The sequence below is a fragment of the Curtobacterium sp. 314Chir4.1 genome (assembly GCF_900215175.1).
Taxonomy (GTDB): domain Bacteria; phylum Actinomycetota; class Actinomycetes; order Actinomycetales; family Microbacteriaceae; genus Curtobacterium; species Curtobacterium pusillum_A.
Window position 1 is genome coordinate 36,840 of the sequence record NZ_OCMI01000006.1, and the last position, 26,491, is coordinate 63,330.

20 protein-coding genes are annotated in these 26,491 nt (G+C 70.1%); 6 read left to right on the forward strand and 14 right to left on the reverse strand.

Annotated elements, in window-relative coordinates:
• Nucleotides 1–156: 156 nt before the first annotated feature.
• Together CRP27_RS17080 and CRP27_RS17085 are read left to right on the forward strand one after the other, a co-directional pair.
• Nucleotides 157–4,011: an Ig-like domain-containing protein gene (locus tag CRP27_RS17080; RefSeq protein WP_141399809.1), complete on the forward strand. Its 3,855-nt coding sequence runs from the start codon at nucleotides 157–159 to the stop codon at nucleotides 4,009–4,011.
• Nucleotides 4,012–4,138: 127 nt separating this feature from the next.
• A complete protein-coding gene (locus CRP27_RS17085; protein WP_176505663.1) occupies nucleotides 4,139–4,588 on the forward strand; it encodes a DUF3060 domain-containing protein in 450 nt (149 codons plus the stop codon).
• Nucleotides 4,589–4,652: 64 nt separating this feature from the next.
• Here CRP27_RS17085 and CRP27_RS17090 read toward each other — a convergent pair whose 3' ends face one another.
• Nucleotides 4,653–6,656, reverse strand: coding sequence for an acyltransferase family protein (locus tag CRP27_RS17090; protein ID WP_097181816.1), 2,004 nt, complete (start codon nucleotides 6,654–6,656; stop codon nucleotides 4,653–4,655).
• 119 nt (nucleotides 6,657–6,775) lie between these two features.
• On the opposite strand from CRP27_RS17090, the gene CRP27_RS17095 reads away from it, so the two are divergent.
• Nucleotides 6,776–8,236, forward strand: a complete 1,461-nt coding sequence (locus CRP27_RS17095) for a polysaccharide biosynthesis tyrosine autokinase (protein ID WP_176505664.1) — start codon at nucleotides 6,776–6,778, stop codon at nucleotides 8,234–8,236.
• Nucleotides 8,233–9,123 (forward strand): hypothetical protein, encoded by an 891-nt coding sequence (locus tag CRP27_RS17100; protein WP_097181818.1) that lies wholly within the window; start codon nucleotides 8,233–8,235, stop codon nucleotides 9,121–9,123. Before CRP27_RS17095 ends, CRP27_RS17100 begins: the two co-directional genes overlap by 4 nt.
• Nucleotides 9,124–9,179: 56 nt before the next feature.
• Here CRP27_RS17100 and CRP27_RS17105 read toward each other — a convergent pair whose 3' ends face one another.
• From CRP27_RS17105 to CRP27_RS17125, 5 genes are all read right to left on the reverse strand, one after another.
• The gene (locus tag CRP27_RS17105) at nucleotides 9,180–10,592 is read right to left on the reverse strand and encodes a right-handed parallel beta-helix repeat-containing protein (RefSeq protein WP_141399810.1); all 1,413 of its coding nucleotides are present in this window, start codon (nucleotides 10,590–10,592) and stop codon (nucleotides 9,180–9,182) included.
• Between the two features lie 73 nt (nucleotides 10,593–10,665).
• Nucleotides 10,666–11,973: a lipopolysaccharide biosynthesis protein gene (locus CRP27_RS17110; RefSeq protein ID WP_097181820.1), complete on the reverse strand. Its 1,308-nt coding sequence runs from the start codon at nucleotides 11,971–11,973 to the stop codon at nucleotides 10,666–10,668.
• Complete coding sequence (locus CRP27_RS17115; protein WP_097181821.1) at nucleotides 11,970–12,851, reverse strand: glycosyltransferase; 882 nt, start codon at nucleotides 12,849–12,851, stop codon at nucleotides 11,970–11,972. The genes CRP27_RS17110 and CRP27_RS17115 overlap by 4 nt, the downstream gene beginning before the upstream one ends.
• Nucleotides 12,848–14,131: a hypothetical protein gene (locus CRP27_RS17120; RefSeq protein ID WP_097181822.1), complete on the reverse strand. Its 1,284-nt coding sequence runs from the start codon at nucleotides 14,129–14,131 to the stop codon at nucleotides 12,848–12,850. The genes CRP27_RS17115 and CRP27_RS17120 overlap by 4 nt, the downstream gene beginning before the upstream one ends.
• Nucleotides 14,132–14,172: 41 nt before the next feature.
• Nucleotides 14,173–15,063, reverse strand: coding sequence for a hypothetical protein (locus tag CRP27_RS17125; protein ID WP_141399811.1), 891 nt, complete (start codon nucleotides 15,061–15,063; stop codon nucleotides 14,173–14,175).
• Between the two features lie 100 nt (nucleotides 15,064–15,163).
• On the opposite strand from CRP27_RS17125, the gene CRP27_RS17130 reads away from it, so the two are divergent.
• Nucleotides 15,164–16,063 carry a hypothetical protein gene (locus tag CRP27_RS17130; protein ID WP_141399812.1) on the forward strand — a complete coding sequence of 300 codons (900 nt, stop codon included), beginning with the start codon at nucleotides 15,164–15,166 and terminating at the stop codon, nucleotides 16,061–16,063.
• Between the two features lie 53 nt (nucleotides 16,064–16,116).
• Here CRP27_RS17130 and CRP27_RS17135 read toward each other — a convergent pair whose 3' ends face one another.
• The 7 genes from CRP27_RS17135 to CRP27_RS17165 all read right to left on the reverse strand — a co-directional run bounded on the left by CRP27_RS17135 (nucleotide 16,117) and on the right by CRP27_RS17165 (nucleotide 25,255).
• Complete coding sequence (locus CRP27_RS17135; protein WP_097181825.1) at nucleotides 16,117–17,301, reverse strand: glycoside hydrolase family 1 protein; 1,185 nt, start codon at nucleotides 17,299–17,301, stop codon at nucleotides 16,117–16,119.
• A gap of 12 nt (nucleotides 17,302–17,313) precedes the next feature.
• Complete coding sequence (locus tag CRP27_RS17140; protein WP_097181826.1) at nucleotides 17,314–18,180, reverse strand: alpha/beta fold hydrolase; 867 nt, start codon at nucleotides 18,178–18,180, stop codon at nucleotides 17,314–17,316.
• Nucleotides 18,177–19,973 (reverse strand): ABC transporter ATP-binding protein, encoded by a 1,797-nt coding sequence (locus CRP27_RS17145; protein WP_255257644.1) that lies wholly within the window; start codon nucleotides 19,971–19,973, stop codon nucleotides 18,177–18,179. The genes CRP27_RS17140 and CRP27_RS17145 overlap by 4 nt, the downstream gene beginning before the upstream one ends.
• Nucleotides 19,970–20,905, reverse strand: a complete 936-nt coding sequence (locus tag CRP27_RS17150; protein WP_097181827.1) for an ABC transporter permease — start codon at nucleotides 20,903–20,905, stop codon at nucleotides 19,970–19,972. Before CRP27_RS17150 ends, CRP27_RS17145 begins: the two co-directional genes overlap by 4 nt.
• Nucleotides 20,902–21,882, reverse strand: a complete 981-nt coding sequence (locus tag CRP27_RS17155) for an ABC transporter permease (RefSeq protein WP_097181828.1) — start codon at nucleotides 21,880–21,882, stop codon at nucleotides 20,902–20,904. Before CRP27_RS17155 ends, CRP27_RS17150 begins: the two co-directional genes overlap by 4 nt.
• Nucleotides 21,879–23,639 carry an ABC transporter substrate-binding protein gene (locus tag CRP27_RS17160; protein WP_255257645.1) on the reverse strand — a complete coding sequence of 587 codons (1,761 nt, stop codon included), beginning with the start codon at nucleotides 23,637–23,639 and terminating at the stop codon, nucleotides 21,879–21,881. Before CRP27_RS17160 ends, CRP27_RS17155 begins: the two co-directional genes overlap by 4 nt.
• Before the next feature lie 509 nt (nucleotides 23,640–24,148).
• The gene (locus tag CRP27_RS17165) at nucleotides 24,149–25,255 is read right to left on the reverse strand and encodes a LacI family DNA-binding transcriptional regulator (protein WP_255257646.1); all 1,107 of its coding nucleotides are present in this window, start codon (nucleotides 25,253–25,255) and stop codon (nucleotides 24,149–24,151) included.
• A 207-nt stretch (nucleotides 25,256–25,462) separates the two neighbouring features.
• On the opposite strand from CRP27_RS17165, the gene CRP27_RS18330 reads away from it, so the two are divergent.
• Nucleotides 25,463–25,618 carry a hypothetical protein gene (locus tag CRP27_RS18330; RefSeq protein ID WP_176505665.1) on the forward strand — a complete coding sequence of 52 codons (156 nt, stop codon included), beginning with the start codon at nucleotides 25,463–25,465 and terminating at the stop codon, nucleotides 25,616–25,618.
• Between the two features lie 90 nt (nucleotides 25,619–25,708).
• Here CRP27_RS18330 and CRP27_RS17170 read toward each other — a convergent pair whose 3' ends face one another.
• Entirely contained in the window at nucleotides 25,709–26,410 is a 702-nt protein-coding gene (locus CRP27_RS17170) for a GntR family transcriptional regulator (protein ID WP_255257647.1), read from the reverse strand.
• Nucleotides 26,411–26,491 lie beyond the last annotated feature (81 nt).

A 26,491-nucleotide genomic window follows, 5' to 3' on the forward strand; every position in this document is an offset into this window, starting at 1 on the left:
CACCCTAACGCAGTTGCCCCTTTCGTTTGCAATATTTTGCATGTTAGTATTGACGTATCGGCCTGCAGCGCTCTGCCGCGTGGTCGAGACCTCCCCTCTCGATCGCACCGTCCTCCCGACACGTCTGACGACGGTGCCCTCACAGGAAGTACAACCATGCGCAAAACACTCAAGAGCGTCGGAGCGGCTGCACTCGCAGCGGCGACGGTCGTCTCGGGGCTGAGCTTCGGCTCGGCTGCGGCCGTGGCGGCCCCCGAGTCCAAGGCGAAGTCGGCCACGCAAGCGCTCGCGCCGATGCCGCTCATCTTCAAGGACGGAGGCAAGTTCTTCAGTGTGAAGGAGCGCGAGGGCGTCATCACGAACCAGTACTGGTACGCGACTCATTCGAGCGAGAGCGCAGCCATCGCTGCAGCCGCTCGGTTTACGCCGCGCGAAACGAGCGACGGCTGGTTCCAGTTCGGTGATCGTGACGAAAGATGCGTTGGACTGCACACCTCCTACGGTCCTCCACTCGTCATGCCCTACTACAACTGCGGGCTGAACGGTTCAAAGTTCAGGCTCAAGAACGGAAAGCTGCAAACGTACTCAGGATCGTTTGTCGGCGGCACAACACCATTCTCAAGCGGCAACACGACCTACTACGGCCTGACGGCGGACGCCAAGGGATGGACGATGGTCGGCGACCTGTCACCGATTAGCCCGGCGCCGAACGGCGGATTCGCCTCGGCGGGCGTCGGGTTCCCGGCGACCATCCCGGCCACCGAGCGTCGGACGGTGCACTTCGGCGCCGCGGCGAACAGCACGGTGACGTCCATGACGAACACCACGATCACGGTCGATGCGCCCAGCGGCAGCAAGTTCGCCGCTGACCAGACCAGCCTGACCGGTGAGTACAAGCCCTCCGGCGGCTCCTGGGCCAGCAGCACCTCGCTCACGATGACCGGCACGGTGAACGCGGCAGGCACGCAGTTCACGGGCCGGATGGCGACGCCGGGCTCGAGCTTCGCGCTGCACGACGGGCACCAGATCCGCTGGGGCATCGACGTCGTCGCCGGCTCCACCGCAGGCACGCAGAACATGGCGTTCTCCGGGGCGGGCACGACCAACTTCGGTGCGTTCTCGTTCTCCGGCAACACCGCCGTCACCGTCACCGCTGCGCCGGCGGAGTTCACCGCCGAGGTCAACTCCGTCGACAACGCGAAGCGTGAAGCGACCCTCGCGGGCCTCGGAACGCCGGGCTCGCAGGTCAAGGTCAACGGCACGACGATCGCCACCGTCGGCCAGGTCGGTGCATGGACAGGTGTGGTCTCCGGACTGAACGTCGGTGCGAACACCATCACCGTCGAGCAGTGGGACGGAAACACCAAGACCGACCAGGCAAACGTCGTCGTGACCATCGTCGACGTCCTCGCAGATGGGCACGGCCCCGACACCGTCCTGAACCGCGGTACGGGCACGGACGTCTTCGGGCACGTCAACGTCACCGAGGACTTCCACTCCGTGAACGGCGGCAAGGTCACGTTCACCGCACCCGAGGGCACCATCTTCACCGCGGACCAGGACGAGATCATCGGCTCGTACAAGTCGGCAACCGGGAGCTGGGTCGAGACGCAGCGGCTCAAGCTGTCCGGCGGCACGCTCTCGTCCGACGGCACGAAGTACACCTACGACTGGAGCTCGGACTCGGGCATCACGTTCCCGAAGAACGGCGAGATCCGCTGGGGCATCTCGGTGAACACGCCGACGACCGGCGACGCCATCTCGGACACCCTCCGCTACACGGTCACGGGTGACTCGAACAAGGGCACCTTCGCTGCCGGTGGCTCCACGAAGACCGCCGCACCGGCCCCGGCCGAGAACGGCGGCTTCCTCGCCGACGGCATCGGGCACCCCACCACCATCGCCCAGGGCTCCGAGGAGGACGTCGCGTTCGGCATGCAGGCCGACACGGCGACCACGCTCGAGGGCACCACGCGGGTCGTCCTCACCGCTCCTGCCGGCACGACCTTCGCCTCCGACATGACGAAGTTCACCGGCGCGTACAAGACGGCGAACGGCAGCTGGGTCACGACGCCTGGCCTCGACGTCACCGGCACGGTGTCAGATGACGGCCGGACCTTCACCGGGTCGATCGCGGCTGGTACCGCGTTCGCGGCCGACTCCGAGGCTCGCTGGACGGGCAAGCTCGACGCGGCGAAGGACGCCGCGGTCGGTACCCGCAACCTCGGCTTCACCGTCGACGGGGCGACGAACCTCGGGTCGTTCAGCGTCGTCGGCAACTCGGCGATCACCGTGGCGAAGAGCGCCGACCCGGCCGTCCCGGTCGCGGTCACCGCTCCGAAGCAGGGTGCGGTCGTCGACTCGGCTCGCCCGGTCTTCGAGGGCACCGGTGACAACGGCGCCACGATCGAGATCCGTGGCAGCTCGCGGGTCGTCGCGACCACCACCGTCACGGACGGCAAGTGGTCCGTCCCGGCGAACGTCGATCTGGCGGACGGCAAGTACAACCTCCGTGTGACGCAGACCGCCGCCAACGGTGACGTCTCGACCGCCACCGCGTCGTTCTCGATCAGCACGACGGTCAACGTCGTCCCGGTCAAGGTCGTCTCCCCGGATGCAGGCTCGATCACGGAGAACAACTACCCGACATTCACCGGAACCGGGCACGAAGGCGCGACGGTCATCGTCCGCGGCTCCGTCACTGAACTCGGCCGCGCGGTCGTGAAGGACGGCAAGTGGGAGCTGACGTCGGGCATCCGTCTGGCGAACGGTGACTACAACTTCTACGTCGACCAGATCCCAACCAAGGGCGACTCGTCCACGATCCGGCACGCAATCACCGTGAACAACCCGATTACCGCGCCGATCACGGTGACGACTCCGGAGCAGGGCGGGAGCAGCCTGACCGTCGTCGACACGCTCCGACCGGTGTTCCAGGGTACGGCGACCCCGTTCGCGGAGATCACCGTCGGCTCGGCCCGCACCACCATCGCGACGGCGACGGCTGACGCGAAGGGAAACTGGACAGCCACGACCGACCGCGACCTCGAGGCGGGCGGCACGTACAACCTCACTGCGACTCAGGCGAAGGGCGGCAAGACGAACACCACCGCGGCAGCGTTCGTCGTGTCGAGCAAGGCGTCCGCGATCAAGCCGCTCGTGCTGACCGCTCCTGAGCAGAACAGCACGGTGGATACCCTCCGCCCGGTCTTCGAGGGCACGGCGACCCCGTTCGCGAAGATCACCGTGGGTTCGTCCCGCGTGACCATCGCTGAGGGTGAAGCCGACAAGGACGGCAAGTGGACCGCGACGACGAACCGCGATCTCGAACGGGGCGGCACGTACTCCGGCCTGACGGTCCGTCAGACCACCACCGACGACCGCACGAGCACCACGACGTCCAGCTTCACGGTCGCCCGTGACGCCGGTGCCGAGCAGCTCGACCCGATCACGGTCTCGAAGCCGACGGACGGCGAGGTCGTCCAGACCGTCCGGCCGACCTTCGTCGGCAAGGCCACCCCCGGTGCCACGATCACGGTCGGCTCGTCCAAGACGACCGTCGCGACCGGCACCGCCAACCAGGACGGCGACTTCTCCCTCGAGGCCCTGATCGACCTCGCGAGGGGCGGCACCTACACCGGCCTCACGGTCAAGCAGGAGAAGAACGGCGCGACGTCGAGCACCACGGTCACCTTCTCGGTGGCTCGTGACGCCGAGGGCAGCGACAGCCTGCGACCGATCACGGTCTCGAAGCCGACGGACGGCGAGGTCGTCACGACCGTCCGGCCGACCTTCGTCGGCAAGGCCACCCCCGGTGCCACGATCACGGTCGGCTCGTCCAAGACGACCGTCGCGACCGGCACCGCCAACCAGGACGGCGACTTCTCCCTCGAGGCCCTGATCGACCTCGCGAGGGGCGGCACCTACACCGGCCTCACGGTGAAGCAGGAGAAGGACGGTCAGAAGAGCGAGATCAAGATCAACTTCTCGATCGATCGCAACGCCTCGTAACGAGTTCCTCCCGCACCACCTGAACGGCCGGTATCGCACCTCGCGATGCCGGCCGTTCGGCATCTCACGGGCATCGCATGATTGATATTTGACATGTACAATGACATCACACACGAAAGGTCATCTCATGAACTCGAAGCCCCTCATCGCCCTCATCACCGGCGCCGCCGCACTGCTCACTCTCGCCGGGTGCTCCGGCGCCCCGGACACAGAGACCACGCCGGATGGGAAGACGACGCCGACAGCGCCGATGTCCGCGAAGGACGTCCGCACACCGGAGGCCAAGGCCGACGTCGCCTGCAAGGACGGCAAGGCGACCATCGGGCAGTCGAACCACGAGGTCACCCTCGCGGGTGCGTGCGCGACCGTCGTGGTCAGCGCCAACAACGCGATCGTGCACCTCGGGGACGTCAAGGAGCTCACCGTGACCGGCGGCCTGACCAGGGTCGTCGTGGAGACCGCCGACACGGTGATCGTCTCGGGGAGCGGGAACGACGTCCTCTGGCAGGTTGAGAAGCCGGCGAACATCGACGACCGCGGCGGGCAGAACTTCGTCCAGAAGGTCGCCAAGGACTGACGTCCGCGGACAGCAACAGGGGCGTGCACCAACACGGTGCACGCCCTTTCTGTTCGCTCGGTCGTCAGCGCGCGCTGTCGACAGCTCCCCCGAACTCCCACCACAGCTCCCGGGCCCATGCGGTCGTCAGGTGCGAATGGTCGCGGAACTCCAGGACGTCACCCTGGACGGCACCGCAGCGCTCCGCATCGCAGAACCAGTCGGTGAGGTCGACGTACCCGTGACCGCGGCGCTCGGTGACGGCCCGTTCGGCAGCGATCCAGTCGGTGTCGACAGCGACATCGCGCGCAGCAGCGCACGCCGCGGTGTCGTCCAGATTCGCCGAGAGACAGCGGGGAACGCTCTCCTCGAACTGCGGCGTGTTCGCGATGACAGCGACGCGAGACGATGGAGGAAGGTCGTCGAAGAGTCGCTCCATGCCATTGCTCCACGCCGCAACCCGGGGGCCCGGCTCAGCGAACGGTAGCCGGCTCGAGTTCGAGACGAGGACGACGTCCGGACGCTCGGCTCGTAGCCGCTCGAGGGCAGCCTCCCGCCACGTCTCGCACGCCGCAAAAGGCACGCCCGCGTTCCGGATCAAGACGTCCGTCACGGGACAGCCCGCCTTCGAGTACCCAAGCAGACGGACGCCACCGCGGTGCTCTGCCCACCGTTCGAGCGCCGGGAACCAGTGTGCCGCGTGCGAGTCGCCGACGAGCGCGACGGTGAGCGCCCCGTCCGGATCGCCCATCACGCAGGCGTGGATCGTCGTGTCGTCGCGGTCGGCGACGTGGCAGCCGTTCACGTGCATCGTCGACGCCGTGCTCGCGGCGTCGCGCAGCGACGGTGCCAGGTTCTCGGGCACGTACCCGGTGAAGACGGGCGAACTTGAGGGAGTGACCGCGGAGGCGACCCGCGTGGTCGAGGTGGGGCGCGCCTCCAGGACTGGGAGCGCAGCGAGGGCGACGCCGACGACCGTCACCGATGCGAGGGCGCCGAGTGCCATGCTGCGACGACGGCCGCGGAGCACCGTCCAGCGCGCGCGGCGGAACGGCTCCTCGACGAAGCGGTGCGTCAGGACGGCGAGTCCGAGGGCGGCAGCGACCTCGAGCACGGCGACCCACGCCGGGAGCGGGTCGCGGAGGCCGACGGCCGCCTGTGGGATGACGAGGAGCGGCCAGTGCCAGAGGTACAGGGAGTAGGAGATCGTGCCGAGGAACTGCAGGGGGCGCCTGCGGAACAGGGCGACCGGCCCCCATGAGCTGCCGCCTGCTCCGCCAAGGACGAGAGCCGCTGCACCGAGGACGGGCAGGAGGGTCGCCACGCCCGGGTAGGGGGTCGACGCGTCGTACGCGAAGCCCGCGACCAGGATGCCGGCGAGTCCGACCCACGCCATGAGCGCACCGCCGGATCGAGGAACGGCGACACCGCGACGCAGGAGGACGGCCACGAGCCCGCCCACCGCGAGCTCCCACGCCCGCGTCGGGAGCGAGAAGAACGCCCACGGCTGGGACACCCCGGCGACCGCGACGCACAGTACGAACGACACGACCACGACACCGAGGACCACCCAGCCGACCCGCCGGACGGACCGGAGCACCAGCCAGCCGACGAGCAGCAACACGGGCCAGAGGACGTAGAACTGCTCCTCCACGCCCAGCGACCAGTAGTGCTGGAACGGGGACGGGGAGGTCTCGGCGAGGTAGTCGGTACCGTCGGCCGCGAGCTGAAGGTTCGGCACGTACGCGGCGACGGCGATCACCATCCGGACCAGACCGGACCCGAGGAGCGGCGGCATCAGCAGCACCGATGCGACGAAGGTGACGAGCGCGACGCCGAGCGCCGCCGGCAGGATCCGACGCATGCGTCGGCCCCAGAACGCGACGAGGTCGATGCGCCCCCGCTGCTCCAGCTCGGCGAGGACGTGCCCGGTGATGAGGAACCCGGAGATGACGAAGAAGACGTCGACGCCGACGTAGCCCCCGGTGGCCAGGAAGTGGACGTGGTCGAGGACGACGAGCGACACCGCCACGCCACGGAGGCCGTGGACGTCGTGGCGGAAGGTCGAGCGCTCGGCACTGGACGGCATCGGGTGCTCCGTTCGGTCAGGTCTCGTCCATTGTACTACAATGTGATATGTTGAGCGTCGTACACCGCAACGGTTCAGACCCGAACCCAACGACTCGAACTGATCAGGAGCGTGCAGACATGGAGCCCTCTGACCTCGTCAAGACCCTGCGCAAGGGATGGCTCGTCATCGTCACCGGCCTGCTGCTCGGTGCCGCGGCCGGCTTCGGCGCCACGGTGGCGACCGCACCCGAGTACACCTCGGCGACGAAACTCTTCGTCGCGGTCCGCACCGGCGACGCCGCATCGGCGACCGACGTCTCACAGGGCAACTCCGCCGCGCAACAGAAGGTCCGCTCGTACGCCGACATCGTCGGGACGGGCAGCGTTCTGCAGCCCGTCATCGACGAGCTCGGACTCGACACGACCGTCGCGCGACTCGCCCGCTCGGTCAGCACGACGATCTCGACGAACACCGTCGTCGTCACCATCGCGGTGAGCGGGCCGTCCGCAGCCGAGACGGCCCGCGTCGCCGACGCCGTCGGTGCGAGCTTCACGAAGGTCGTCGAGCGACTCGAGACGCCGGCCCCGGGTGCGGCGAGTCTCGTGAGCGTCTCGCCCGTGCAGCAGGCGGTCGTCCCGACTGCTCCGTCCGGACCGAACCGGAACCTCAACATGGCCGTCGGCGCCATCGTCGGGCTCATCGTCGGCTTCGGGCTCGCCGTGCTCCGGTCCGTCCTGGACACGCGAGTGCACGGTCCGCGCGAGATCGGCACGGCGACCGACGCGCCGATGCTCGGCACGATCGGCGCCGACCCGAACGTCCGGAAGGAGCCGCTCATCGTCCGAGCGGATCCCCGGAACCCGCTGGCCGAGGCCTACCGGACGCTGCGGACCAACTTGCAGTTCGTCGACCTCGCGTCGGGTGGTGGCACGTTCGTCGTCACGTCGGCGATGCCATCGGAGGGGAAGACCACCACGACCGCCAACCTGGCCGTCGCGTTGGCCGAGACCGGGGCGAAGGTGGCCCTCGTCGACGCGGACCTCCGCCGTCCACGCACCGCCGAGGTGATGGGTGTCGAGAGCGCAGTCGGCCTCACCGACCTCCTCATCGGCCGTGCGGAGCTCGACGACGTCCTGCAGCCCTGGGGTCGCACCGCACTGTCCGTCCTGCCCGCCGGGCGGATTCCCCCGAACCCGAGCGAACTGCTCGGATCACCCGCCATGCGTGCGCTGCTGGAGCTGCTGTCCGCACAGTTCGACTACGTCCTGCTCGACGCACCTCCGCTCCTCCCGGTGACGGACGCGGCCGTCCTCGCCCAGCTGACCTCCGGCGCCGTCGTCGTCGCCGCCGCCCGGCAGAGCCGCACCACCCAGCTGCGGTCGGCGCTCGACCGGCTCGAGCGGGTCGACGCGCGCGTACTCGGCATTGTCATGAGCAAAGCTCCGCTGCGGACGCGCCAGGGGTACGCGGGCGCCTACGGCCGCTACTACGGACGGGACGCAGAGGTCGTGACCGACCAGCGATCCGAACGGCGCGGACGACGGCAGCGTGACCTGGACGCGTCCGAGCCGACCGGGATCGCGGAGGCAGTCCGATGAGCTCGCCGCTCCGCGCCTTCTGGTGGTCGCCGCGCCGTGATCCCCGCACCATGCTGTCCGAACTGCGCCACAACGGCGCAGCATGGAGCCGTCTGGCACTCCCGATCGCCCGTGCCGGCACGAACCACGGGGACGAGCTCTCCGCGCTCGTCCTCGAGGAAGCGACCGGGCGCCGAGTCCAGTGGGCACCACTCGGCCGCGAGGACGTGGTCGCCGTCGGCAGCATCCTCGTGCCGTACCTCCGACACGGGGGCACCGGCCGCATCTGGGGCACAGGCGTGCACACGTCGGAGATCTCCGGACCGGACGCCGCGCGCATCGCCGGCCGGGTGCTCGCCATCCGTGGGCCGCACGCCCGAGCTGCGCTGGGGCTGCCCGACAACACGCCGCTCGGCGATCCCGGCCTGATCGTCCGCGCCGTGCCGCGGCGGCGACGCGCGCGTGCCGGCACCGTGCTCGTCACCCACTTCCTGTCCTACCGGAGCGCGAGCGAGCGCTCCCGCATCAGGGACGCTCGTGCGGCAGGCATCCGAGTGCTGCCGCCGACGCTCGCTCCACGCAACATGATCGACGAGATCGCGAGCGCCGACCACGTGCTGAGCGCGGGCATGCACGGTGTGATCCTCGCGCACGCGCTCAGGACGCCGGCGACCCTCGTCTCCCTGCGCACACCACATCCGGCGCACGTCGCCTTCAAGTACCGCGACTACCTCCACTCCGTCGGGCTGCCGGCCCGTGCCGCCTCGTGGTCGAGCGCTCTCGACCCCGCCGAGCGTCGTGCGCTCTTGGAGCGGGCCGCCACGGAGGTCGAGTGCATCGATGCCCGCGTCGACGCCCTCGTCAGCGGGCTGCTCGCGGCCGCAGCGCCACTCCGATCAGGGCACTGAGGCGGTCGCGGAGCCACGTGCCCCGCGACCGCCCTGCGTCGATCGTGCTGTGTTGATCAGGCGAGGAAGAAGCGCGAGTCGGACTCGAGTCCCGTCCGCCGCATCCACGTCGAGCTCTCCATCACCGTCTCGGCAGCGCCGAACTGCAACTTGGTCGCCCGATCGAGGCGGATCGAGTTCTCGCGGCTGACGAGTCCGCTGGGCAGGCCAGGGTTCGCGTACAGGTAGTTGTTCGTCGCACGGTCGAACGTGTTCCCCTGGATCGTGATCTGGGTGTGCACGTCGTCACGGTAGAACAGCAGGTGCGTTCCCTTGCCGAGTCGATCGGGACGCAGGTTCGCGCTCCAACTCGCGCCGGCGTCGTGGCAGTCGTTGCCCCGCACCGTGCAGGTCGACGCGTCGTTCTCCGCAGTACGCGTCCCGGTGGACCAGTACTCGAAGGACTGCATGTTCCGGTGCAGGGTGTTGCTCTCGAACACGATGTCGCGGAACGCGGAGACCTGAGCGGGGACGGGGCCCTGGATCGTGAGCCCGACGTCCCAGCAGTCCGTGATCGTGTTCCCGACGACATCGACGTCCCGGGCACCACTCCACACCTGGACCCCGTTCCCGAACCGGGACGCGCCGTCGGAGCCGTACCCGCCGCCGACCTCGGAGATCGTGCAGCCGTTGAGGGCGAACCCCTGGACGGGGACCGAGGTGGCGGTCTGCACCGCGTTGCGGCCGGTGCCGGCGAACGCGAGGTCGCGGACCGTGACCCCTGACCGTCCCTCGAGGATGGGCTCGGCCGTGGCCATCCACACCGTTCGACCGCCGGCGCTGGGGTTCTCGGGGCACTGCACGACCAGCGTGCTGCCGCTCGAGACGAACTGCCAGGGTGCCGTCAGCGCGGACGCCGTCCGCTTCCGGTCGCCGTGGATGACGCCGTCGACACGCAGGAACCCGATCTCGGTGCTCCAGGAGCTGACGTACCCGTTCCGCAGTTCGGCAGCACGGCGGAGCTGGAGGTCGAGCGACCAGCGGCCGTCACCGAGCGCATGCCAGGAAGCCGGTTGATCGACGAAGGTGTACGTGGTGACGAGGGGTGCCGTGGGGTCGTCGCCCCAGGACTCGACGGTGAGCCCGCCGATCTGACCGGGGCGCAGGATGCCGAAGTGCGTTCGACCGCGGCGGAGGCGGACCGTGTCGCCCGACGTGATCCCGCCCGCGGCGATCGCCGCGTTCACGCGCGTGAGCGTGCGCCAGGGGCGTGCGGTCGTGAGGCCGTCGCCGGTGTCGTCACCGGCGGGGTCGACGTAGAAGGAGCGGCCGGTCGCCGCGCGAGCGATCGGGACGCCCGCGCGGGACACCCCGGCGAACCCTGCGCCGGCGAGCACCAGGCCGAACGCACCGGCGAGCACCGTTCGTCGTCGTGGACGAGCGATCCCGTCGTCGGATCGGTCCGGTGGGCATTGGTCCTGCAGCGGCATCGCGGCTCCTCGGGGGCTCAGTGGAGAGGTGGTGCCTCACGCTATGGGCCGACCGAGGAGATCGCGCAGTTCTTCACATGTTGTGTTTGATCCCGGCGCGCGGGTGCTTCCGAGTGATGAGCGCGCGCACGGGAGCGAGGTCGCTCCGTCGGAGTCCGTAGAAGTCGACCGGCCGGATGCTGTGCCGTCGCCAGACCTGGACGATGTTGAGCGAGCTCGAGAGTCCGTTCCCGACCACGGTGCCGATCGCCGCACCGACAGCGCCGAGGGACGGCACGAGCAGCACCACGAGCACGAGGTTCACCACACAGGCGACGGCGAGGGAGAGGCTCCGGCGGCCCGGCGCCCCGCGTGCGCTCAGCGTGACGCCCGCGAGCGTCCCCTGTGCGCCGACCGCCGTCGCGAGGAGCAGGACGAGACAGGCGGGGAGCGCGGCCCGGAACTCCGCACCGAAGACGAGCGGCAGCCACCACGGCGCGCTCGCTGCGAGAGCGGCCGAGACGAGGACCGTCGTCACGGTCGACAACCGGGAGGCGCGGAGCATCCGTGCGTCGTCACCGTCGGCGGCGTCAGCGGAGAAGGAGACGTCGCGCACGGCGTTGCTGACGACGAGCGGGATGTCCGCGACGTTCACGGCGACCACGTACAGGCCCAGTTCCACCGCACCGGACAGCGGTGTCAGCAGCGCCTGGTCGAGCCGGGTGAGCAGGATGCCGGCGATCGACCCCACCCACACCCGCGAGCCGTAGGACACCAGCGTCCGGGTCCTCGCGCGGTCTGCCTCGGTGTCCTGCGGAGCGGCACCGGATCGCAGCGGCAGGTAGGCGAGTGCGCCGAACAGCGGCGCGACGGCCAACACGACGACCGCACTCCGGACGTCGAGACCGCCCAGAGCGGCGAGGGCCCCGAGTGCGCCGAGCCGCACCCCGGCGGTGGTCCCTCGCTCGGCGGTGACCAGGCGCCACCGGTGCGCTCCGGCCGCGACGGCTTGCAGGAGCGCCACGAGCAAGGTCGGCACGAGGGCGGCCGCAGCGAGGACCACGAGGGCACCGATGGTCGGGTCTCCCCCGGCGAAGAACCCGCGGAGGACCACGATCGCCGCCGCGACGACTGCCCCGGTCCCCGTGAGCACGAGCGCGCCACGTCGAGCGACCCGACGGGCTGCCCCGGGGAAACGCGCGACCGTGTAGGTGACGGCCGCCGGGACACCGAACGTCGCGAGCGCCGTGGCGAGCAGCAGGGGTGCTGTCGCCGCGGCGACCTCACCACGACCCGTCACCCCGAGCGCGTGGGCGAGGATCGGCGCCGTCGCGATCGATGCGAGCGGGGCGAACGCGTTGCCGACGAGGGCGATCAGAACGTTGCCGCCGCGGGAGCTCACGCCGGTTCACCGACGGGTTGCGGGGCGTGTTCGATCTGCTCCCAGTCGTCCGCGATCAGCGCACGGAGCTCATCGGCGGCGTAGACGGTCCGGATCGCCCGGTCGTTCCCGCCGCCGTGGACGTTCTGGGTCGCGAGGGCCCGACCGCTGCGTGCGAAGCGGACCGGTCGCACGGCGTCGACCGCCAGGCCGAGGACGGGCAGGACGCTGACGCGGTTGCGGAGCGCGACGTGGTGCAGCCAGACGTCGTCGGCGAACATCGCATCGGCGCAGAACCCGTCTCCGGCGTCGACGAGGTGCCGCTGCATCTGCTCCGGGTAGAGCACGCCCTTCACCCCGGTCGCGAAGTTCCGCGGTGTCGGGACGAGGTCCGCGGCACGCGCCCAACGGTCGTACGGGCAGATCTCGCCGTCGGAGACCGTGATCCGGTTCACACGGTGTGCGAGCACGGCGTGCGGGCGTTCGGAGTGCGCGAGGAGCAGCATCTCGAGCCACTCCGCCGGGTACAGCACGTCGTCGTCGCAGGTCACGAGCGGCCCGTCGACGCCGGCGCGGATCGCCGGCTGGTACTTCTTGTGCGGACCGAGGTCGTCGGTCAGACGGATCTCGAGTCCGCGCCGGGCCAGGCGACGGAGCGTCGCGGGCGGGTGCTCGAGCAGCGCTGCGTCGTCGAGCCAGAGCACGACGCGTCGGGCTCGGACGCTCCCAGCTCCCACGGACTCGATCGTGAGGTGCACCCAGCGGGCGCGTCGACCGAAGCTCGTGAGACTCACGGTCACGTCGCCGTCGCCCGTGATCGGCCGTCGGGAGAACCGGTTGCGCAGCGCCCAGGCGGTCTGGTCGACGACGGCGCGGACGAGGGTTCGGACGATGCTCATGCGAAGCGCTCCGCTCGGAGGGGGTGGAGGTGGTGGACGGCGGCGACCCGATCGGTCGGTCGCGGGACGGGCACGGCGAGGACGGGGGCGGCCAGGGCGAGGACCACGAACAACAGCGGACCGACGGCCGCGTTGGTGCTCAGCGAGTTGAAGCCCAGCACCGCGACGAGCACGCCGACCGCCGCCAGGCGCCCACCGGGCAGGCGCGTCGCGCCCGGCGCCCCGAGGGCGATGACGACGAGGGCACCGAAGAAGAGCAGCGTCGCGATCCCGCCGAAGTCGACGATGTACATGAGCACGGGGTTCTCGAACGTCGCCCCGATCAGCGCGTTGCGCGTGACCTCTTCGCTCGCGCCGAAGCCGCGCCCCACGACGACCGTCTGCTGCCAGACGGTCCCGAAGAGCTCGAGGACCTCGGCCCGCACGGAGCCGGACCCCCCGTCGTCGGCGAACCGCTCGGAGACCGTCGCACCCGCCGAGCCGAGCAGGAGCGCCGCGCCGCCGGCGAACACGCTCGCGACGGACACGACCTTGACGAACAGGTGCGCATCGGACCGGAACAGCACGACCACGGCGGACACGGCGGCGATGACGAGGCTCAGCCGCGAGCCGGTGAGCGCCACCGCCCCGACCAGGACGAGCACGACCGTGCACTGCAGCCAGGCGCGCCGGATGCTGGCGACGAACGGGACCGCGGCGGTCATCCACAGCGCTGCCACGAGGGGGTGCTCGAGCGTCCCGACCATCCGGGTGGGGTCGACGGCCCACCACCGGCTCGACTCGACGAACGTGCGCCACGGCTGCGGGACGAGGCCGGTGAACACGCCGATGACGACGAGCGCCTGGGCGACACCGACCGCGACGAGGACCCGGGCGAGCCGGTGACCGGCCCGGTGGTCCCGTGTGACGGCTGCACGGATCACCACCAGGAGGGCGAGGGGTGCGAGGACCTGCAGGACGAGCGTTCCGATGCTGCCGGTCCGGCCCGTGAGGTACGAGGTGACGAACGCGATCGCGAGGAACCCCCCGAGCGCCGACAGCACGCCCGTCATGCGCGCTGCGGTGGCCGCGACGAGGCCGGGTCGGGCGATCACCTGGACGACCACGACGGCGAGCGTGAGCAGGGTCGCCGGGTGCCAGGACGATCCGAACACCGATTGGGCCACACCGTAGGGCAGAGCGGTGGTCAGGACGAGCACCGCAGCGACCGCGGCGACCGGGCGCCGAGCGGTCAGGACGGCGATCACGGCGACCGAAGCGACGGCCAACAGCAGCAACATGGAGTCCTCAGAGAGTCAGGGCGATGCCCCCATGTTACATTTCACATAGCAGTTCGACAAGCGGTCGCGATCGATTCCCAGTCGTCCTCGACGATCGCCCGGACCTGATCCGGTGCGAGCAGCGCGGCCCGCACCCGGTCGTTCCGCCCGGCGTCGACGTTCTGCTCGAAGAGAGCTGGGGCTCGAGCGACACCACGGATGGGCGTGAACCCGCGACCGTGCAGCGCCAGCGTGGGGAGCGTGACCACTCCCGCGGCGAGTGACCGGTGGTGGAGCCAGGTGTCCGACGATCCCGGAGCGACGCCGACGAACCCGTCACCCGCGTCACGGAGGGCGTCGAGCAGCCGCGGCGGGTAGAGGACCCCCTTGATGCCGACGGCGTAGTTCCGGGGCGTGACCCGACGATCGAGCGCGCGCTCCCATGCGACGTACGGCTCGACCCGGCCCGCACGCACCGTGATCCGGTTGACCCGGTGGGCGAACACGGCATCAGGGCGGATGAGGTGATCGGCGAGCAGGGTCTCGAGCCACCGACGCGGGTAGAGCACGTCGTCGTCCGCCGTCACCATCGGCACGGTGTGGTGCGCGACCGACGACACGTACGGGAAGTACTTCTTGTGGGGTCCGTGGTCCACACAGTGCCGCAACTCGAGCCCGCGGCGCCGGAGTCGCGCCAGGGTCGGGACGGGCATCGCGACGTGGTCGAGCTCGTCCAGCCAGAGGATGATCCGTGCGGGCCGCACCCTTCCACAACCGATCGACGCGATGGTCAGGTGCGCGGACCGCAGTCGTGGATCGAAGCTCGTCAACGAGACGACGGGGCCACCCGGCGCCACGAGCGACGCACGTCCGAACCGTGCGTCGAGGCCGGCGGCGAGCATACGAACCCTCGACCAGAGGAAGGCGAGCGGGTCACGCGGGAGTCGACGCATGCATCGACCCTAGACACAAGTTGTTGCCGCACTTCAACATTTCACATGTACATCGACCTGCGAGTCCCCTCCGGATCACTCGACCCGCTACGCTCACCCTGTGCGATGGAGTCGAGTGGGTTGGCCCGCCGTCGGGTACGTCTCCCTCGAGGACGTCGACGGATACCCCGAGCACCTCGCGCGCCTGGTGACCGACGCCCCGCCCTCCGTGGCCGCGCTCGCGTCCGTCACGTGGAACGAGGCCCGCGTCCAGAGCTGGCGCATCGAGGAGGCCGGCCGTCACGGCGACGCCGGGGTCGACGCGACGCCGACCCACACCGTGCACGCCGCGTTCATCATCCGCAACGACGAGGTCCTCGACACCCCCGACGGGCTCTGGCGCCGTTGGAACCACGCACGGGTCTCGCTGCGCTTCGACCGTGCCGTCCTCGATCCGTCCGACACCGAGGCCCTCGACCTGCTCGCGGGCGACGTGCACGTCTCCCGCGGCGAGCTCGCGCACGTCGACGCCGACGTCTGGGAGCTCCGCCTGCTGGTCTCCCCCACCGGCGAGCTCGCGATCCACTTCCGCGACGTCGTGATCGAGGTGCGTCCGGTCGACGAAGAGGACTGGTCGTCCCTGGAGGCACGCCCCGCGCACGGCTGGTACGGCCTGGTCCCGGACGGCTGGGTCGAGTGGGCCACCCCCGCGGTCCGCGCGGCGGCGCACGGTGACGTCGGCGGGCTCTCGCTGGCGCTCGACGGCATCGGCACGGACCCGGCGGGCATCGACGAGGTCGACCCCCGATGGGGCTTCGCCCCGCTGCACGCCGCCGTCTGGTTCGACAACCGGGGCACGACCGAGGCCCTGCTCGAGCGCGGCGCGGACGTCCGGGTCGAGGACGCCGAGGGGCGGACCGCGATGGACATCGCCCACGAGCGCGGCGCACGCCGCGCGGAGGAGATCCTCCTGGCCTGGTTCGACCGGCCGGCCAACGACACGACGCACCAGGGCGACTGACTGGAGGCGCGGCCCGCGTGATTACGCGGGTCGCGCCTCCAGGCAGTCGCCTTCTAGACCGTGAGCGCGTTGGCGGCGGCGACCCGCCCGTACCAGCGCGCCGAGTCCTTCGGCGTCCGGGCGAACGTCACCGGATCCCACGACACGAGGCCGAAGGTCGGGCGGAAGCCCGACGCCCACTCGTAGTTGTCGAGCAGCGACCAGTGCTGGTACCCGAGGACCTCGATGCCGTCCGCGATGCAGGCGTGGATCCCCTCGAGGGCGCCCTGCGTGTAGGCGATGCGGCGGGAGTCGTCCGCGGTGGCGATGCCGTTCTCGGTGATCATCAGCGGCACGTGCCCGGAGAGCTCCCACGCGCTGCGGAGCCCGTCGGCCGAGGCGTCGGGGTAGAACTCCCAGCCCGTCAGGGTCGTCTCGACGTCGTCCGCGACGGGCAGCGGGCCGTTCGGCCCGATGAAGGTGCGGGTGTACGCCTGCACGCCGAGGAAGTCGTCGCCCGCGGCGTTCTCGAGGTACCAGTCGTCGCGCGGGTACCCGTACTCGCGGAGCATCTCGTCGGCGCCGGGCTCGCCGTTGGACCTGAAGGCCTGCGTCGCGATGGTCCAGCCGCTCTGGATGCCGTCGACCTGCGAGAGGACCTCACGAGAGCGCTTGTGCGAGGCGAGCAGCGCGTCGGCCACGCCGAGGTCCGGGTTCGGCAGCCCGTAGGCGACCAGGTTCGACGCGTCCTCACCACCGGCGAGCATCGCGGCGATGTTCGGCTCGTTGATCGTGCAGACGTAGCGGACGCCGTCCTGGACGACCGGGAGCGCGGCCTCGGTGTAGCGCGCGAACAGGTCAGCGGCGTCGGGGGCGCGCCAGAAGCCGTCGCGCTCGAACCAGCGCGGCACGGTGAAGTGCATGAGCGTGACGATCGGCTCGACACCGAACTCGTGGCACGTCTCCACCATGCGGCGGTAGTGGTCGACCTCCGCGCGGCTGACGAACCCGCGCTCGGGCTCGATGCGAGCCCACTCGATGCTGAACCGGTAGGAGTTCAGCCCGAGGTCTGCGGCGATGCGGATGTCCTCGCGGTACCGGTGGTAGCTGTCGGCGGCGTCACCGGAGGGCTCGACGATGGTCGTGTCTGGTTCGTGCTCGTGCACCCACCAGTTCGAGTTGACGTTGTTGCCCTCGATCTGGTGCGCGGCGGTGGCGGCACCCCAGAGGAAGCCCTTCGGGAAGTCGAGCGTGGTGATGACGGGGTCCTTTCAGTGGGCGTTCATGAACGTGTCGAAGACGGCGAGGGTGCCGAGCGGGTTCTCGACCTGCGGGCCGTGGTAGCTCTCCGGGATGACGGCGTACTCGGCGCCGAGCCGGGTCGCCATGTCGTGCTGCCACGGGATCGGCCAGGCGCCGTCCCAGATGCCGTGCGCGACGAGCGTCGGGAGCCCGGTGCTCGCGAGTGCGGCGGTGTCGTCGGCGGTGTCCTCGAGGATCGCGGCACCGCCGAGCACGCTGAGCACGCTCGTGTGGTCGAAGCGTTCCCGGACGAAGCGCGGGTCGTCGGGCAGTTCCTCGTCGGGGCGGCCGGCCCAGAGCGGGTTCTGCGCATCGAAGAGGGCTCGGTTGCTGCAGGTCTCGGCGACGATGCCCTTCTCGGCGAACTTGCGGTTCGCCCAGCCGTGCGGGCCGGAGCAGAACAGGGTGACGTCCCGGAAGGACGACGGCGAGGCGATCGCGGCGGCGCGGACGATCACGCCGCCGAGCGAGTGCCCGACGAGGTGCACGGGCGCGCCGTCGTCGAGCAGGGCGGCGACACGGACGACGTCGGCGGCCTCCTGCTCGAGCGTGTACGCCGCGCGGTCGTCCGGCGCTGCCGAGTCGGCCTGGCCTCGGCGGCTGATCGCCACCGCGGTCCAGCCGGCGTCGCGCAGGAGCGGCATGAAGGTGCGCCAGTCCTCCTTCGAGCCCGTGTACCCGGGGACGATGAGCACCGTCCCCTTCGACGGGCCGAACGGGACCACCCGGTAGGCGGTCAGCCGACCGACGGGCAGGTCGATGCCGACCACGTCGACCCCGTCGGGCGTCGGCTGGTGCCCGAACGCCGCGACCGACGGGAACGCGTGCAGGCTCACAGACGACCCTCCGCGAGGGCACGGCGCGGGTTCGGCACGGCGTCGAGCAGGTCGATCGTGTACGGGTCCTGCGGGTTCTGCAGCACCTCGGCCGTGCGACCGCGCTCGACCACGGCGCCGTCGTGCAGCACCATGATGTCGTCCGTGATGAGTCGGGCGCTCAGCAGGTCGTGCGTGATGTAGAGGAGCGAGACGCCCCACTGTTCGCGCAGGTCCTCGAGGAGCGCGAGCACCCCGGCACGGAGCGTCACGTCGAGCATCGACACCGGCTCGTCGGCGATGATCACCTGCGGGTCGGAGGCCAGCGCCCGTGCGATGACGACGCGCTGCCGCTGCCCGCCGGACAGCTGGTGCGGGAGCTTCTGCGCGAACTGCTCCACCGGGGTGAGTCCCACGGTGTCGAGCAGCTCGAGCACGCGCTTGCGGGCGTCGTGCCCGCGGAGCCCGGTGTAGTTCGCGATCGGGCGGGACAGCGTGTACTCCACCGTGTGCAGCGGGTTGAGCGCCGCGTACGGGTCCTGGAACACCATCTGCACCTCGGAGCGGAGGTCCTTCAACCCACGCCGCCCGAGCTTCGCCACGTCGGTGTCACCGAACCGGACGGTCCCGGTCGTCGGCTTCTCGACGCCGGTCAGCAGCTTCGCGATGGTGGACTTGCCCGAACCGGACTGGCCGACGAGGGCGAGCGACTGCCCGGGCTCGAGGGTGAACGACACGTCGCGCACCGCCTGCACGGGCTGCTCGCCGCGACGAGGTGCCGGGTAGGTCTTGACGATGTGGTCGACGACGATCGGGTTGCGGGCGGCGCTGCGCTCACGGGACCCGACCGTGCTGAAGGACGACGTGGTCTCCTGGCGGGTGGCCGCCGGGTCACGGAGCGACCGGTCGGGGAATCCGGGGAGCGAGACCACCTCGGCGCGCGGGTCGGCGTAGTGCGACAGCAGCATCTTCGTGTACTCGTCCTGCGGGTCGCGGAGGATGTCCTTCGAGCCGCCGTCCTCGACGATGCGCCCCTCGTGCATGACGAGGACGCGCTCGGTGGCCTCGAGGACGATGCCGAGGTCGTGGCTGATCAGGACGGCCGTGAAGCCCTCGGACTGCTGCAGCTCGATGATGGTGTCCATCACCGCGTGCTGCACGAGGACGTCGAGCGCCGTGGTCGGCTCGTCGAACACCATGAGCTGCGGCTCGAGCGAGAGCGCCAGGGCGATCGACACGCGCTGCCGCATGCCGCCGGAGAGCTCCCCCGGGTAGCGGGCGAGCATCGCCGTCGGGAGCTTCACCTTCTCGATGAGCTCCTTCATCCGGGCGTCCCAGCGCTCGCGCGGCACGTGGCCGTGCGCCCTGAAGACGTCCACGAAGTGGTTCCGGATGGTCCGCACCGGGTTGAGCGCGTTCATGCCGGACTGCAGGACCATGGCGAAGCCGCCCTGGCGCTGCTGCCGGAGCTCCTCGTCGCCGAGGTCGCGGATGTCGTGCCCGCCGAAGAAGATGTTCCCGCCGTTCGTGCGCGCCGGCGGCTTCTGCAACCGGGTCAGCGCGTACCCGAGGGTCGACTTGCCCGAGCCGGACTCGCCGACCAGGCCGACGAACTCGCCCTTCCGCAGCTGGAAGGACACGTGGTCGACCGCCTGGACGGCCTCCTGGCCGGCCGACTCGTACACGACCGACAGGTCGCGGACGTCGAGCAGGACGTCCTGCGTGGCGCTCGTGGCGTCGGACGGGAGGCGCGTGGCGGCGCCGTCCCGCGCCTCCAGGCCGTCTGCTGGTTGCGGTGCTCGCGACCCGCTCATGCGGTCTTCTCCTTACGGGGCCGCGCGCCCTCGCGCAGCCGCGGGTTGGACACGGCGTCGACGCCGAAGTTGATCAGGGTGAGGCTCATCGCGAGGAGTGCGATGCAGAGACCCGGGGCGAACAGCAGGATCCACTGCCCCGTGAGCAGCGCGTTGGAGTTCTGCGCCCAGTAGAGGATCGTGCCCCAGCTGACGATCGACGAGTCGCCGAGCCCCAGGAACTCGAGGCCTGCCTCGGCGAGGATCGCGCTCGTGGCCGCACCGAAGAACGAGCCGACGATGAGGCTCGTCATGTTCGGCAGGATCTCGCGGAACACGATGCGCGTCGCGCCGTCGCCGGAGAACTGTGCCGCGGTCACGAAGTCACGGCCGCGCAGGGACTGCGTCTGGCTGCGCAGGACGCGCGCGCCCCAGGCCCAGCCGGTGACCACGATCACCGCGATGATGACCGCGATGCCGCCGTTCTGCAGGTATGCGGCGATGACGATCATGAGCGGCAGGCCGGGGATGACGAGGAACAGGTTCACGATGAACCCGATGACCTCGGCGATCCAACCGCGGACGTAGCCCCAGCTCAGGCCGATCGCGACGGCGACGAGCGTGGACAACAGGCCCGCGACGGCACCGACGAGCACGGAGATCCGGGCGCCGTAGATGATCTGGGACAGGACGTCCTCGCCGGCGGCGGTCGTGCCCATCCAGTGCGCCCACGTGGCGTCGGCGCTGCGGGCGAACCCGTTCTGGCTGGCGCCGTAGGGGGCGAGGAGCGGGGCTGCGATCGCGACCACGACGAAGACCGCGAGGATGATGATGCCGATCCGGGCCTTGGTGTTGCTCCAGACGACGCCGAACTGGCGGGCTGCTGCTCGCCACTTCGACGGGGCTGTTTGTTCTTCTTGGGTCCGTACTGCGACGGTTGCGTTGCTGGTCATCGACGCGTCCTCGGGTCCAGGACGCCGTAGAGGACGTCCACGATGAAGTTGGCGATGAGCACCGACACGGTGATCATCAGGAAGAGGGCCTGCATGAGCGGGTAGTCCTGCCCGATCACGGCGTTGAACAGCAGGTAGCCGATGCCCGGGTAGCCGAACACCTGCTCGACCAGGACCGAACCGCCGACCACGCCACCGAGCGCCAGACCGAAGCCGGTCAGGTTCGGCAGGATCGCGTTGCGGGCCGCGTACCGGATCGCCACGGTGCGACCGCGGAGACCGTTTGCCTCGGCGAAGGTCACGTAGTCGTCACCGAGGGTGTTGATCATCGCGTTGCGCATTCCGATGATCCAGCCGCCGAGGCTCGTCACGAGGATGGTGACCGCCGGCAGCACCGCGTGCTGCAGGGCGTCCCCGATGAACGCGCCGCTCAGGCCCGGTGTCGTGGTCGCCGAGTAGGCGCCCGTGGTCGGGAACCAGTGGGCCACGTAGCCGAGGAAGAAGAGCAGCAGGAGCGCCGTCCAGAAGTACGGGAACGTCGACATGAACGAGCCCGACAGCGTCGGGAGCGAGTCCAGCCAGGTGCCGCGCTTCCACGCCGCGCCGACACCGATCAGGGTGCCGAGCACGAAGGCGAGGATCGTCACCACGCCGACCAGGATCAGCGTGTACGGCAGGGCCCGGGCGACGAGGTCGCCGACCGGCTGCGGGTAGAACGTGTAGCTCGTGCCGAAGTCGAGCGTCACGACCTGGTGCAGGTAGCTGACGTACTGGTCCCAGAGGTTGCCGGTCGGGACGCCGAGCTGCGCCTCGATGGCCTTCTTGGTGGCGTCGGTGACCGGGCCGTTCTGGCTGAGCTTCGCCAGGGCGGCGTCGGTCGGGCTGCCCGGCATGAGTCGCGGGAGCACGAAGTTCAGCGTGACCGCGGCCCAGAGGGTCAGGACGAAGAGGACGAGTTTCTGGAGGATGTACTTCACTTCTGGTCCTCCGTCTGCTTCGCGTCCCGCTGTTCCTGCAGGATCTTCTTGCCCGCCGCGCTGTCGCGGAGCCGGAGCTTCGAGAAGATGAGCAGGGGTGCCGAGTCGTAGTTCTGCGGCGCCATGTAGGGGTCCTCCGCGCTGGGCCACCCGACGAACTTGCCGGTGTTGAAGAGGCCCCAGAGGCCGCCGTAGTACATGCCGATCACCGGCAGGTCGTTGTACACGACCTCCTGCAGCTGGTCGAGGATCTCCTGCTGCTTGGCCGTGTCCGTCGTCGCCTTGTACTCGTCGAGGAGCTGCTGCGTGTCGGCGTTCCTGTACCGCTCGTAGTTGTTCACCGTCGACTTGCCGACCGGCTGGTAGAAGTCGCTGCTGAGCAGGGAGTTGAACGCCTGGTAGACGTCGCCGTTGCCCATGCCGCCCATCGCCATGTCGAACGTGCCGTTGTTGATGTTCTGCTGGTACCCGGCGGGCTGCGGTGCCTGGATCGTCACCTTGATGCCGATGGCGGTCAGGTTGCGGCGGACCTCCTGCGCGGCGCGGAGCCAGTCGGAGTAGCCGTTCGCCGTCATGATCTTGATCTCGAGCTGCTTGCCGTCCTTGACGATCTTGCCGTCCTGGACCGTGTAGCCGGACTTCTCGAAGCTGGCGACGGCCGCCTTCGTGTCCTGCGTGACGACACCCTTGTTCGGGATGTCCTCGTTCACGTACTGCTCCTGGTTCGGCAGGATCAGGCCGGTCTGCGCCGCGGCCTTCAGGTTGCCCTCGGTCGCGGTCTCGGCGATGTCGTCACGGTCGAGCGCGAGCGAGATGCCCCGGCGGACGTTGACGTCGTTGTACGGCGCCTTCGTGAGGTTCGGGATCAGGCCGATCACACCGCCCGGCGGGAACCAGTACGTGTTCGTCTTCGAGGCGGCGCCCCAGGTGCCCTTGACGTCGGAGATGAACGAGTACGCCCAGTCGTAGCCGCGCGTGACGGTGTCGAGCTGGGTGTTCGTCGCCGGCAGGATGAGGTGCTTGATGGCGATCTTGTCGGCCTGCCAGTACTTCGGGTTCTTGTCCATCGAGTACTGCTGGTCGGTGTAGTTGCCGAGCACGAACGGGCCGGTGCCGACGGGGTTCGGGTCCCTCCAGGTGGTGGGGTCCTTCACCTTGCCCCAGTGGTTCTCGCCGAGGATGTACGTCTGGCCGATGATCGTCAGGCTCGGGACATCCTCCGACTTGAGGTGGAAGACGACGTGGTCGCCCTTCCGCTCGATCGTGTCGATGTGCTGCCACGCGCCCTTGATGTCCATCGCGGGGAACTTCTTCAGCAGGTCGAACGTGAAGACGACGTCCTTCGCGGTGAACGGGTCGCCGTTGGACCACTCGACACCGCTGCGGATCGTCATGTCGATCGTCTTCGCATCCGGCTGCGTCCACGAGCTCGCGAGCCACGGGTTCCGCTTGCCGTCGAGGGGGTTCACCTCGATGAGCGGCTCGTACATCCACTTGCTCGCGGTGCGGGCGTTCGCGATGTACGGGTTGAAGTTGCGGTCGAACAAGGGGTTGCCGTGGTCCGCGTTGATGAGCATCGTGTCCTTGCCGATGCTCGGGTCCGGTTGGGACCGGACCTGGATGCTGCAGCCGGTGGCCGCGAGGGCCACGACCGCGATGCCGGCGATGGCCGCGATGAGACGGCCACGCCGTCCCCGGCGGGTGCCCGGGGTGCGCGGCTCTTGTTGCCCGCGCGTGCGCTGTGGGGGAAGCGTCATTGCTCGGTCGACCTCCGTGTCGAGTCGGTACGGAGACAATGTATGCGCTTACATCGCGTCGCGCAACCGCGGCTTTGATTGCCGGGGCGGTACGGGTCGCGCGGTCGCGGGCGGGGCGGGATCGCAGGGTCGGGACGCGCGGGTCGGTCGCGCGCGGATCGGTCGCGCGCGGATCGGGATCGCAGTATGCGAGGTTCCGTCCTGCGTGCGAGGGCCCGAGCCCCGCACACTGCGCGGGACCTCGCACACTGGCGCGGCGGGCGCGAAGCGACCTCGCACCGTGCGAGGGCGCGCGGGCGCGCGGGCGCGCGGGCGCGCGGCGTGCGGGTCGGGACGTGCGGGTCGGGATCGCAGGCTCGGGATCGCAGTGTGCGAGGTTCCGTCCTGCGTGCGAGGGTCCGAGCCCCGCACACTGCGCGGGACCTCGCACACTGGCGCAGCCAACGCGACAGGCGCGCGGCACGACCCCGCACCGTGCGAGGGCGCGCGAGCGAGCGCGCGGCGCGCGACTACAGCGCCGGCGGGCAGCTCTCGCGCAGGAGCACCTCGACCGGCAGACGCACCGCCCGCGGCGGCCCCTCACGTCGCTCCAACCGATCCACGATCGCCCGGACGGCAGCGCGCCCGAGCTCCCCCATCGGCTGGTGCACGGTCGTCAGGCGGGGCACCGAGAACCGCCCCGCGTCGATGCCGTCGAACCCGGTGACGACGAGGTCCTCCGGCACCCGCACACCCCGTGCCACCGCAGCGTCGAGGACCCCGAGCGCGGACTGGTCGTTCGAGCACACGATCGCCCGGGGGACGGCCTCCCCGTCGAGCAGCTGCGCCGCGAGCTCCCGCGCCCGGACCCGACCGAAGTCGCCGTGCACGACCCGGACCGCCGACGCCGGCACCCCGTGGTCGTCGAGCGCCTGCCGGAACCCCGCCGAACGCTCGATGTCGTCCGGGGAGTCGATCGGTCCCGCCAGGTACACGAGCGACGACCGGATGCCGAGCCGACCGATGACGTGCGAGCCGAGCGTCCGCATCCCCGCGGCGTTGTCGACGCTCACGGAGTCGAAGCCGTGCGAGCGACGGTCGTCGGCGAGCACGACGACCGGGATCCGTCGGGCGACGTGCTCGAGCAGGTCGTCCGGCACGGTCTGCGCCAGCACCGCGAGGCCGTCCACCCGGCCGGCGACGTCGTTGACGATGACGTCCCGGGAGGATCCGCGCCCCGCCGCCACCATGAGCGCCAGACCGCGCTGCCACGCCTCGGTCTCGGCGCCGCGCAGGACCTCGTCGAAGTACAGGTTGGACGAGAACGGCTGCGTCACGTGCCGTCGGTCGTCGACCACGCGGACGCCGCCGTCGGTCACGAGGTCGGGTCGTTCGTCCGGCACGACGTCGAACCCGGGCAGCAGCAGTCCGACCACGCCGGTGCGCTTGCCCGCGAGGGCCCGGGCGTTGCCGGACGGCACGTAGCCGAGGGTGCGGATCGCCGCCTGCACCCGGTCTCGTGTGCCCTCGCGGACCGCGTCGGGCGTGCGCAGCACGCGCGACACCGTGGCGATCGAGACACCGGCGGCGGAGGCCACGTCGTAGACCGTGGGAGGTGCGGTGCGCTGCTCGGCCAAGCCGTGCCTCCCGTCCGACATCCGCTGCTTCCGTGCCGCGAGCCGTGCGGCCGGACCATCCTAGGCATGGTGCACGCCGGGACTTTTCCCCACGTGACCGGAATCCCTTGCGCAGTGGCGGTGCTGACCGCACACTGGTGCGACCTCAGTACGTCCCGTGAGGAAGCGCACCGCGAACGGTGCCCACACACACAGGAGAAGAAAACGATGTCCCAGTCGACACGGTCCGGCAGCAAGAACGCGATCAAGCTCACCACCGACGAGGCCGAGGTGCGCGACGCACTGCTCGACCACACCGACGGCGGGAACGCCTGGATCTTCGACCAGATCGACGCGGCTGAGGACACCGCGACGAAACCGTAGCCACCGGCCAGGAGGCACGGTGCGGGTCCGCCCCGCACCGCGCCTTCTGCAGATCGGTCGCCTCCAGGGCACGCGGCGCGCGTGAGCCGGTCAGCGCTCGGTGCTGCCCACGATCGCCATGCCCGCGCCACGCAGACGGCGACGCTCCTGCGCGATCCACGCGAGCAGGCGGTCGTTCGTCCCGGCGACGTGGGCCGCGAGCAGCTCGGCCGCGCGGTCGCCGTCTCCGGCGCGCACGGCGTCGATGATGGCGCTGTGCTCCTCCCACGCGGCGTCGCGGGCCTCGGGCGTACGGACCTCGATCCAGCGCGTGCGCTCCAGGCGGGTGAGGGCGTCGGCGATGGCGTCGGTGATGAACCGGTTGCCGCCGAGCGCGGCGAGGTCGAGGTGGAAGGTCGAGCCCATCCGGATGCCGGCCTGCTGGTCGGGCGTCGGCCGGAGCGTGTCGAGGTGTGCGCGGACCTCGGCGAGCTGCTCCTCGGAGGCACGACCGACGGCGAGCCGGGCGGCGGCGGGTTCGAGCACGCCACGGAGCTCCGCGAGTGAGGCGATCTCGTCGAGGTCGATCGGGGTCACCGTCCACGAGCGACCCTCGTGCAGGATGAGCCCCTCGCGCTCGAGCCGCGACAACGCTGCGCGCACCGGTGTGCGCGAGGCGTGGAACCGCGCCTCGAGGCCACGCTCGGAGATGCGCTCCCCCGGCGCGATCTCGAGGGTCAGGATCGCGGCACGCAGGTTGTCGTAGAGCTGACTCGTCTGCGACACCGGCGCTGCATCGGTCGTCTCGGTCACGGCGATCCAGCCTAGTAGCGGAGCGGCCCGGATGGTATACCGTTTTGGTATACCAATCAGTTCCGCAACGAAACGATGCTC